This window comes from Mesorhizobium sp. M1143 (genome assembly GCF_040318435.1).
In the GTDB taxonomy this organism is placed as follows: domain Bacteria; phylum Pseudomonadota; class Alphaproteobacteria; order Rhizobiales; family Rhizobiaceae; genus Mesorhizobium.
The window spans coordinates 85,436-94,845 of the sequence record NZ_JAMYMJ010000019.1 but is presented as its reverse complement, the minus strand read 5'-3'; the positions used below and the strand labels follow the sequence as shown (position 1 = coordinate 94,845).

Below are 9,410 nucleotides of genomic sequence, written 5' to 3'. Positions count from 1 at the left end.
CGGCGCCCCCCCCCCCCGCGGGGGGGGGGGGGGGGCAGCGCCCTACGAGAACCCCCACCCCGCTCCGCTTCGCGGATCGACCCTCCCCACAAGGGGGAGGGTAAGGCAGCCATGACCCGCGCCCTCACCCTCATCCGCCGTCGCCTCGTCGGCAGCATCTTCGTGCTGCTGATCGTCATCATCGGCACATTCCTCCTCCTGGAAGCTGCCCCCGGTGACGCGGTCGACGCCTACATCGTCTCGACCGGCGGCGACGCCGGCATGATCGAATTGCTGCGTCATCGCTGGGGCCTCGACCAGTCCGAGCTGACACGGCTCGCGAACTATCTCTGGGCGCTGCTGCATTTCGACCTCGGCCAGTCCGTTACCTTCTCGCGGCCAATTCGCGATGTCATTCTGGAACGCCTGCCGACGACACTGCTCCTGATGGTGACCGCCACCGCGCTCTCCTTCGGTTTGGGCTCGGCGCTCGGCATCTACGCCGGCGCCAGACCCGGCAGCTTTCGCGACCGCTTCCTGTCGATCGGCTCGCTGGCGCTTTATGCCGTGCCGGGTTTCTGGCTTGGCCTGGTGCAGATCGTCGTCTTTGCCGTCGACCTGCGCTGGCTGCCGATCGGCGGCATCGAGAGCCTGGCCTCGGACAAGACCGGTTTTGACCGCGCCACCGACATCGCCGTCCACCTCGTCCTGCCGGTTTCCGCGCTCGGCTTCATCTATCTCGCGCTCTATCTGCGCATGATGCGCGCCGGCATGGCCGAGGCGTGGCGGCAGGATTTTGTGCTCGCCGCCCGCGCCAGGGGGCTGTCACGCCGCCGCATCGTGCTCGCCCATGTCGCCCGCAACGCGCTCTTGCCGCTGGTCACCATGCTCGGCCTGCAATCGGCGCAGATGCTGGGCGGCAGCGTCGTCATCGAAAGCGTCTTTGCCGTGCCCGGGCTCGGCCGGCTGGCGCAGGAAGCGGTCGCTTCGCGCGACACGCCGCTGCTGCTCGGCATCATCCTCACCAGCGCCGTCCTCGTCATTGCCGTCAACCTTGCCGTCGACATCGCCTACGCCTTCCTCGACCCGCGCGTCGGCGCCGGCGAGGCCAGCGCGTGAGCGCGCTGCCGCGGTTCCTGCGCCGGCCGGAAGCGGTCGCCGGCGCGATCATCCTGGCGCTTCTGTTCGCCATGGCGCTGTTTGCGTCGCTGCTCTTCCCCGGCGACCCGCAGGCCATTGCCGGACCAGCACTGCTGCCGCCCTTCCAGGACTGGTCGCTGCCGCTCGGCACCGACCGGCTCGGCCGTGACGTGCTGGCCGAACTGTTCCACGGCGCCCGCACCTCGCTGGCGGTCGGCCTGGCGGCGGCAGCGGCGGCACTCTTCATCGGCGCGGTCGTCGGCACGCTGGCCGGCTTTGCCGGCGGCCTTGTGGACGAGGGGCTGATGCGAATCACCGATGCCTTCCAGACCGTGCCGAGTTTTCTCTTGGCGCTGGCCTTCGTCAGCGTCGTCGGGCCGTCGCTCGGCGTCGTCGTCACGGCAATAGCGCTTGGCGCCTGGACCGGACCGGCGCGTGTAGCGCGCGCCGAAGTGCTGTCGATCCGCGAGCGCGATTACGTCGCCGGCGCCCGCGTCATCGGCATGCATCCGCTTGAGATCGCTTTTCGCGAAGTGCTTCCCAACGCTCTGCCGCCGGTGCTGGCCTTGTCCTCGGTGATCGTGGCGGCCGCGATCCTCACCGAGGCAGCGCTTTCCTTCCTCGGTCTCGGTGACCCCAATCGCGTCACCTGGGGCGGCATGATTGCCGAGGGCCGCACTGTGCTGCGAACCGCGCCCTTTCTGTCGATCGTTCCGGGCATTGCCCTAGTACTGACCGTGCTCGGTATCTATCTCGCCGGCGAAGGCGTGGTGGAGACGACGGCGGTGCGGAGGAGCCTGTCGTGACCGCACTGGCTGAGATACGCGATCTGTCAGTGCGCTATCGGCGAGATGGCAGCGAGGTGACGGCGCTGAAGGGGGTCAGCCTGGATGTTATTGCCGGCGAGCGGCTGGCGATCATTGGCGAAAGCGGTTCGGGCAAGAGCACGCTGGCGCTGGCGGTGGCTGGACTGCTGCCGGCGAGCGCCAAGATTGAAGGGCATGTCAAGTGGCAATTTCAGGCGCCGCGATCCTTCCCACCCCCCTCTGTCCTGCCGGACATCTCCCCCGCAAGGGCGGAGATCAGCAGCTTTGCCGACGGCTTCCCTTCTGCAACGTTCGTGGTTGGCGAAGGCGGAGATGAGAGAGCAATCTCCCCCCTTGCGGGGGAGATGTCCGGCAGGACAGAGGGGGGTGTGACGGAACGCCCACCTCTCAAATTAACCGAGCCCAGCACGCTCCCCCTTCCCGGCCGCGACATTGGTTTCGTCTTCCAGGACCCCTCCGCCAGCCTCGACCCCGTCATGGCCGTCGGCAAACAGATCGCCGAAGTCGCCCGCACCCACCTCGGCCTCGACTGGCCACAAGCTTACGCCAAAGCCAAAACCCTGCTCCAACGTGTCCGGCTGCCCGACCCACAAACCGCCATGCGTGCTTTCCCGCACCAGCTCTCCGGCGGCCAGAAGCAGCGCGTTGCTGTTGCCGCGGCCATTGCAGCCGGTCCGAAACTGCTGATCGCCGATGAGGCGACCAGCGCGCTGGACACCATTGTGCAAGCGGAAATCGTCAGCCTCATTCGGCAACTGGTGGCGGAGGATGGCATGACGCTCCTGTTCATCAGCCACGACATCGCGCTTGCCACTGAGCTTGCCGAGCATATCGCCGTGTTCCGGCATGGCGAACTGGTCGAGATCGGAGCGACGGCGCAAATCGTCAACGCTCCGCGCCACGCCTATACGCGCGCCCTCCTCGACGCCCATCTCGGTCTCGACGCCACGCCGCTGCTGCGACGGGCATCGACATGAGCTTGCTCGCCGTCTCCGGCCTGACCAAACAATACCGCCGCGGCGGCAAGACCATTGCCGCGGTCGACGGCGTCTCCTTCGCTATCGAACCCGGCGAGACGCTGGCGCTGGCCGGACCCTCCGGCAGCGGCAAGTCGACAATCGCGCGCCTAGTGCTCAGGCTGATCGAGCCTGATGCTGGACACATCCAGTTCGAAGGTGGCGATTTCCTGGCTTTGAACGGCGCGGCCTTGCGCAGCAAGCGCGCGCGCCTGCAAATGGTGTTCCAGGATCCGCTCGCCGCCTTCAACCCACGCGCCACCGTGGCGCGCGTGCTTGACGACCCCTTGCGCATCCATGCCATCGCGTCCCGCGCCGAGCGGCCGGCCCGCATCGCTGCCTTGCTGGAGCGCGTTGGGCTGGCAGCGGATCTCGCCCCCCGCGCCATCCACGAAATCTCCGGCGGCCAGCGCCAGCGCGTTGCGATTGCCCGCGCCATTGCGACAAACCCGTCGCTGATCGTGCTCGACGAGGCAGTGTCGGCGCTCGATGTTTCGGTGCGCGGACAGATCCTCGAACTGCTGCTCGATCTGCAAGCCAGGGAACGGATCGCCTATCTCTTCATTTCGCACGATCTCGGCGTGGTCCGTGCGATCGCTCACCGCGTCGTCCTTCTCGACGCCGGGCGGATCGCCGAGAGCGGCGACGCCCGCACCATCATCGACGGGCCGCAATCGGCGGTCGGCAAGGCGCTGGTGGCGGCCGCGCCAAGATTGAACAGGATCCGGCCATGATCCCGCAAAGTGCAAACCCGTTTGCGGACAAGATCATGGTCAAAGGCAAGGACACATCATGACCGATCCCGAATCAGCCAGAGCCGAAAAACTCTCGCGCGAACTCGATTTCGCCTTCCGCAACCGCGCCGATCTCTACCGCCTGTTTCTCGACGAGCTGACCGGCGAACTCGGCGCGGAAAAAGCCGAGGCGATCATGACCCGCACCATCGAACAGCGCGGCAAGGAAGTGGCGGCGGCCGCCTTCGCCTGTTTCGGACCTAACGACGCGCCGGCCATCGGCGAAGCGTTCCTGGCCGCCAGCCCGGATGGCGGCCTGATGTATCCGACCGATGTCGAGCGTGGACCGGACCACATCGCTTTCAAGGTGAAACGCTGTCCGCTGAAGGACGCCTGGGTCGAGGCCGGTGTCGGTGACGAAAAACTTGCCACGCTCTGCCGCATCGCCGGCGCCTTTGACCGCGGCCTGTTCGAGGCGACAGGCGTGCGCTTCGACAATGTCACCTGGACGGCGGGTCACGGCTCGGGATGCTGCCACATCGCGCTGACCAACCGGGATGCTGCCGGGTAGGCCGCGGCAACGGCCGATCAGTCGGCGGCAAACACATGCAGTTCCGTACCCGCCTGTTCGGCAGCGGTGCGCAGGTCGGCCTTCGGTTCGCTGTCGGTGACGATATCGGCAATGTCATCGAGCCCGCAGATGCGTTCCAGGCTGGAGCGGCCGAACTTGTCGTGGGTCACCACCAGCACCGCTGACAGTGAACGCGATATCATTGCGCGCTTGACCGCCGCGGAGCCCGAGATCATGTCGCTCGGGCCGTCGGCACTTAGTCCCGACGCCCCGATGATGGCGACGTCGGCATTGTAGCGGCGCACGAACTCGACCGTGTCTTCGCCAAGCACGCTGCCTTCGCGGCTGTCATAGGTCCCGGGGCAAAGCAGCACGCGGAAGGTCGGATTGGCGCCGGCCACCGAGGCCACGCCGGTGGAATTGGTGATGATGGTCAGGTCGCGCTTCAGCTGCGAAAGGTTGCGCGCCACCTCATAAGTGGTCGAACCGCCATCGATCATCACGATCTGGCCCTTCTGGACCAGGCCCGCTGCGCCGCGGCCGATGCGGGCGCGCTCCTCGACCAGGGTCAGGCCGCGCTCCGAAATCACCGGCTCTGATGTCACCAGCGAGATCGTCGCACCGCCATAGGTGCGGTTGATCAGCCCGGCATCGCCGAGTTCGATGAGATCGCGGCGGATGGTCTCGCCGGCGACGCCGATGCGCCGTGCGAGCTTGGAGATGCGTATCGACGCCGACCGGCGCACTTCCGAAAGGATAAGCGCGTGCCGCTCCTTCTTCGTCAGTCGGCCTTGGTCCATGACTATTCCATTCCCTTTGCAGCAATCAGCGCGTCGCCAAACTCGGCAAATCCCTTCGCGCCGCGCCCGCTTGTGACGAAGGCGGGAGACGCCGGAAGCTCGCCGGCGAAGTCCAGCACATTAGCGACGCCGACGCTGTTGGGGAAGAAGCCGAACATTGGTGCATCGTTTGGACTATCGCCGACGAAGACAATGCTGTCCTTGTCGTGGTCGATATCTATACCGAAACAGTCCTGCAAGAATAGCCGGCTTGTCGACAGTTTGTCGTATTTGCCGAACCAGCCATTGACGTGGATGGACGAGATTTTCGCCGTCGCGCCATAGCGCTGGAAGATGCCGACGATCTTCAGAACCTCGGTTTTGGGCAGCGGCGCCACGTCCTCGCAAAAATCGATCGCCAGATCGGCCTCTCGATAGGCCTGGTCGGCCGCGACCGCCGCACCCGGAACTTCGCGCAGAACGGTTTGCTCGATCTCCTTGAGGCGCGCGGCATCGGCCTGCCGTTCGGCAGCGCTCTTGGCGTAGTGGCGAACAATCCGCTTTTTGGCGTCGTCGTAGCGGAAATAGAAGGCGCCGTTCTCGCCGATCACGCCGTCCACCGGCCATTGCCGGGCGATCAGGTCGCACCAGCCGGCAGGGCGGCCGGTAACCGGCGCGACAATGAAGCCGGCCTGCTTCAGCCGCTCGAGCGCCACATAGGCTTTTGCCGGCAACCGCCCCTTGTCGGTCAAGGTGTCGTCTATGTCGGTCAGCACGACAGCGATGTTGCGCCGGTCCGGCGCGGTGAAGTCGGTGAGCGGACGCAGCACCCGCTCAGGCTCCCGCCGCAACCGTTTCGAGCGAGGCAGCAGCGACGTCGAGCATGGTGAACCTGTCGCGGATCAGCCGCGCATTGGCGACCGCCTCGTCGTAGAAGCCAGCCGGTATGGCGACCTCTTGCGGCGTGGTTGGGGCGCCGGCGGCGCGCAGTGCTGCCGCGATCTCGCGCGCCGGGCGTGCCACCCGCACCAGCCTTTCACGATGCGAGCGCCATTGCTTGGCCAGCATGGTGTTGATGGCGTTTGCCAGTTCGCGGTCCAGCAGCTTGGGCTTGAATGCCGCCCAGCAGGAACGTCCGAGCGTTTCGCCGAAGATCTCGATGAAGCGTTCTGGCGTATCCGCGGACGGCGCGAGCTGCAGCTCCGGCAGTGCCAGCACGCGCTCCTGCAGCCGCGCCATCGTCAACGTCGTCACCGCTATGTGTTCGCCGTGATGCGCCTCAGGCAATCCCTGGCCCCGCATGTCGATATAGTGGGCGATCAGATGTTCGCCCTGGCTGGCCGGATAAGAGCCGCCGCACAGTGTCATGCCGAGACCGGACATGACCAGCGTGCGCACCAGCACTTCCATCGCCTCAAGGTCGCCGGTCCCGAGTTCGCCGGCCTTGGCGATGAGCGCCTTCTCGTCCTCGGCCAGAAGCATGAACGGCGCCTGCCTGTAGGGCGTGCCGAGCAACAGATGCGCCATCAGCCAATCGGTCTGCGCGGTCGGCCGCGCCATCGAATCGCCGAAGCCGGCAGCGATCAGCCGGTGCGGCGCCCGCGCCATGACATCGAGATCGAGGAAGACGCCGACCGGCAGGCTGGCCGTCAGCGATTTCTTGAGGCCGTCCTCGGTGATTGCCGCCGACACCGAGGTGTAGCCGTTCATCGATGGCGCGGTGCCGAACACCGCATAAGGTTTTTGGGTGAGATGGGCAGCATATTTGGTGATGTCGTTGATCGAGCCAGATCCGACCGCGACCAGGCCGCTGGCGTCTTTCGTGCGTGCGATCACCGATCGCACCGCGTCCATGTCCGGATGCGGATGGCGCGGCAGGATGATCTTGTCGACATCGCTGCTGCCACGCAGTGCGATCGACACCCTCTCACCCAGCGCCAGCCTTGTGTCGGGATCCATGACCACGGAAAGCTTGCGGCCGAGCGGCAGCGGCTTGACCAGCGCATCGGCTTCGTCGCCGAGACCGCGCCCTATGACGATGGTCTTCAGCGGCACCGACAGCATTCCCTGGCTATCCGGGTCAGGCAGCGTGCCGGCAATAAGGCGATCGAGCATTTGTCTGGACATAGGATGCAGTCCGGTCAGTCAGCATGAAGCGGGGTCAGGGCATCGAACAAGGTGCGATACCGGCGGTAACTTCTGTCGTAGGCGGCCTTGGCGGAAGGATCAGGGTCGATCGTCTCGATGTGGCCGGCCAGCCTTTCAGCCGCCTGCTGCACTGAGGAGGTAAGGCCGATGGCTGCGGCGGCAAGGATTGCCGCACCGATCGGCGAGGCATCGGCCGCACCCGCGATCTCGACCGGCCTGCCGCTGACATCGGCACGGATTTGCGCCCATACCCGGCTGCGCGCGCCACCGCCTGAGAGCCGGATGCGATCCGTCGCGATATCGAGATCGTCCAGCCGGTCGACAACGTCGCGCATGGCGAAGGCGCAGCCTTCCAGCACTGCGCGAGCGCAGGCCGCTTTGCCGTGGAAGGATGTCAGGCCGTAGAAAGCGGCACGCGCTTCGGCGATCCAGCGCGGCGCCATGGCACCGGACAACGCCGGCAGGAACAGCAAATCGTCGCTGCCGGCAACCACCGTCGCCGCCAGTTCCGACATCGCCGCCGGCGAATCGACGCCGAAGGTTGTTAGAAACCAAGTCACCGCGCCGCCCGAGAGCCATCCGGGGTTGGAGATGAAATAGCCGTCGCCGAGAAAGCCATGGGTCTCGACCAGGCCGCCGGGGTCGAGGCGAAGCGTGCCGGACACCGCGCCGACCACTTCGGCCGTGCCGAGATTGCAGGCGACGACACCGGGCACGACGACCCCGGCGCCTATGGCGGCCGAAAAATCATCGCCGGTGCCGACCGCCAGCGGCGTGCCCACAGGCAAACCGGTGAGCTCGGCGCCGGCGTGCGTCAAGGCGCCGGCGATCTCAGATGCATCGTCGATGCCGGGCAATTTATCTGCATCGATGTCGAAGGCCGCCAGCAGATCGCCGGCATAGTTGTGCTCCTTCAGTCCATAGAGCATGGTTGTCGAGGCCAGCGCGTGATCGATGACGGCACGACCGCACAGCGCCGCGACCACGAACGATACCGGTTGATGCCAGAGCGCCACCCGGCGCGCTTCGGGCAGGTTGCGCGCTGCCCAGCGGATTTTCGCCGCCATATGCGTGGCATCGAGGACAAGACCGGTGCGCTCGCGGATGAAGTCCGGATCGATGCCGGCGATCTCTCTTGCCGCCCGCCGGTCCATCCAGATGATGCACGGAGCCAGCGCCTCACCATTGCCATCGACCGCGACGCAGCCGTCGAGCTGGCCGGCAATGGCAATGCCCTTGATGTCGGACGGCGCAAGCCCAGCCTTGTCGAGCGCGCCGGCAATGGCCGGCTTGAGCGCCGCCAGCCACAGCGCCGGGTTCTGTTCGGCCCAGCCGGGCGCCGGGAAGGCCGGCTGGTACAGCGCAGCTGCCTCGCCACGCAGCCGCAATTCGTCATCGACAACGATCGCCTTCAGGCTTTGTGTGCCGAGATCGATGCCGATGACTGGCATTAGACGCGCTCGCAATCCGCGAGGACATCCCGCAGTTGCGAGAGGATAGAACCTTTCGTCGGCGAATAGGAGCCATCGAAAACCGCTGTGCCAATGGTAAAAGCGTTGGCGCCGGCCAGCTTGATTGCCTTGATCCGATCGGCTGATGCCACAGCGCCGGCGACGATCAGATGCCGCGACGGACCAAGCCCGCGCCGGGCTGCGCGCACCAGTTCGGCCGGGTCGGCCTCGGTGGCGCGATAGGCGAGGATGTCGCATCCCGCACAACCCTTCTCGGCGAAGGCGCGGCAGTCGGCCTCGACATCCTCGGCCGAACCGCCGAGCTTGGTCGGATGGCCGACCGGCCGCCCGGGAAAAGGGTAGTATTCGGTGCCGCTCCCCTCCAGCAACGCCATGATCTCGTCGACCTGGGTACCACCGAGCAGGCGCTGGATGCCGAGATCCCTGGCGATGCGCGCGGAATTAAGGCAGGCCTCAGCCGTCGTCGAGACAACTTCCATGTAAGTGGTGGCGCCTGTCCGGCCAATGGCGACAGCGAGCTTGCGCAGCACATCCGGCGCGACGCCAATATCCTTGAAGCCGACATGCTTCAGGCCGACCGGCTCAATCAAATCGACCAGGTCGAGACAGTCCTCGACCGTGCGATCGTTGCGCGTCAGCATGAAGATGAAGTCCATCCGAAAGGTCCCTCGCCTGGTCGGGAAAGCCGGTTTGCTGCCGGTCTGTTAACACCTCTCAACCATTTGTTGCAAGGTGCCACATTTT

At 65.9% G+C, this 9,410-nt stretch carries 10 protein-coding genes; 5 read left to right on the top strand and 5 right to left on the bottom strand.

The genetic code is table 11. The annotated features are described in order from the left end of the window. The first annotated feature begins 111 nt into the window (after positions 1–111). From NKH35_RS15630 to NKH35_RS15610, 5 genes are read left to right on the top strand one after another with little or no spacing between them, the layout of a single operon-like run. Complete coding sequence (locus tag NKH35_RS15630; RefSeq protein ID WP_352915242.1) at positions 112–1,098, top strand: ABC transporter permease; 987 nt, start codon at positions 112–114, stop codon at positions 1,096–1,098. Then, a complete protein-coding gene (locus NKH35_RS15625; RefSeq protein ID WP_023728582.1) occupies positions 1,095–1,925 on the top strand; it encodes an ABC transporter permease in 831 nt (276 codons plus the stop codon). Before NKH35_RS15630 ends, NKH35_RS15625 begins: the two co-directional genes overlap by 4 nt. Further along, positions 1,922–2,923, top strand: a complete 1,002-nt coding sequence (locus NKH35_RS15620; protein ID WP_352915239.1) for an ABC transporter ATP-binding protein — start codon at positions 1,922–1,924, stop codon at positions 2,921–2,923. The genes NKH35_RS15625 and NKH35_RS15620 overlap by 4 nt, the downstream gene beginning before the upstream one ends. Then, positions 2,920–3,696: an ATP-binding cassette domain-containing protein gene (locus NKH35_RS15615; protein WP_352915237.1), complete on the top strand. Its 777-nt coding sequence runs from the start codon at positions 2,920–2,922 to the stop codon at positions 3,694–3,696. Before NKH35_RS15620 ends, NKH35_RS15615 begins: the two co-directional genes overlap by 4 nt. Positions 3,697–3,754: 58 nt before the next feature. Beyond that, positions 3,755–4,267: an L-2-amino-thiazoline-4-carboxylic acid hydrolase gene (locus NKH35_RS15610; RefSeq protein ID WP_352915235.1), complete on the top strand. Its 513-nt coding sequence runs from the start codon at positions 3,755–3,757 to the stop codon at positions 4,265–4,267. Positions 4,268–4,284: 17 nt separating this feature from the next. On the opposite strand, the gene NKH35_RS15605 is transcribed toward NKH35_RS15610, so the two are convergent. Genes NKH35_RS15605 through NKH35_RS15585 form a run of 5 tightly spaced genes read right to left on the bottom strand, consistent with a single transcriptional unit; the run spans position 4,285 to position 9,322 of the window. Continuing rightward, a complete protein-coding gene (locus NKH35_RS15605; protein WP_352915232.1) occupies positions 4,285–5,067 on the bottom strand; it encodes a DeoR/GlpR family DNA-binding transcription regulator in 783 nt (260 codons plus the stop codon). Between the two features lie 2 nt (positions 5,068–5,069). Then, the gene (locus NKH35_RS15600) at positions 5,070–5,873 is read right to left on the bottom strand and encodes an HAD-IIB family hydrolase (protein ID WP_352915246.1); all 804 of its coding nucleotides are present in this window, start codon (positions 5,871–5,873) and stop codon (positions 5,070–5,072) included. Positions 5,874–5,880: 7 nt separating this feature from the next. Continuing rightward, positions 5,881–7,173 carry an iron-containing alcohol dehydrogenase gene (locus NKH35_RS15595; protein ID WP_352915230.1) on the bottom strand — a complete coding sequence of 431 codons (1,293 nt, stop codon included), beginning with the start codon at positions 7,171–7,173 and terminating at the stop codon, positions 5,881–5,883. A 14-nt stretch (positions 7,174–7,187) separates the two neighbouring features. Beyond that, complete coding sequence (locus tag NKH35_RS15590; RefSeq protein ID WP_352915227.1) at positions 7,188–8,645, bottom strand: xylulokinase; 1,458 nt, start codon at positions 8,643–8,645, stop codon at positions 7,188–7,190. After that, positions 8,645–9,322 (bottom strand): beta/alpha barrel domain-containing protein, encoded by a 678-nt coding sequence (locus NKH35_RS15585; RefSeq protein WP_023672934.1) that lies wholly within the window; start codon positions 9,320–9,322, stop codon positions 8,645–8,647. The genes NKH35_RS15590 and NKH35_RS15585 overlap by 1 nt, the downstream gene beginning before the upstream one ends. Positions 9,323–9,410: the final 88 nt, after the last annotated feature.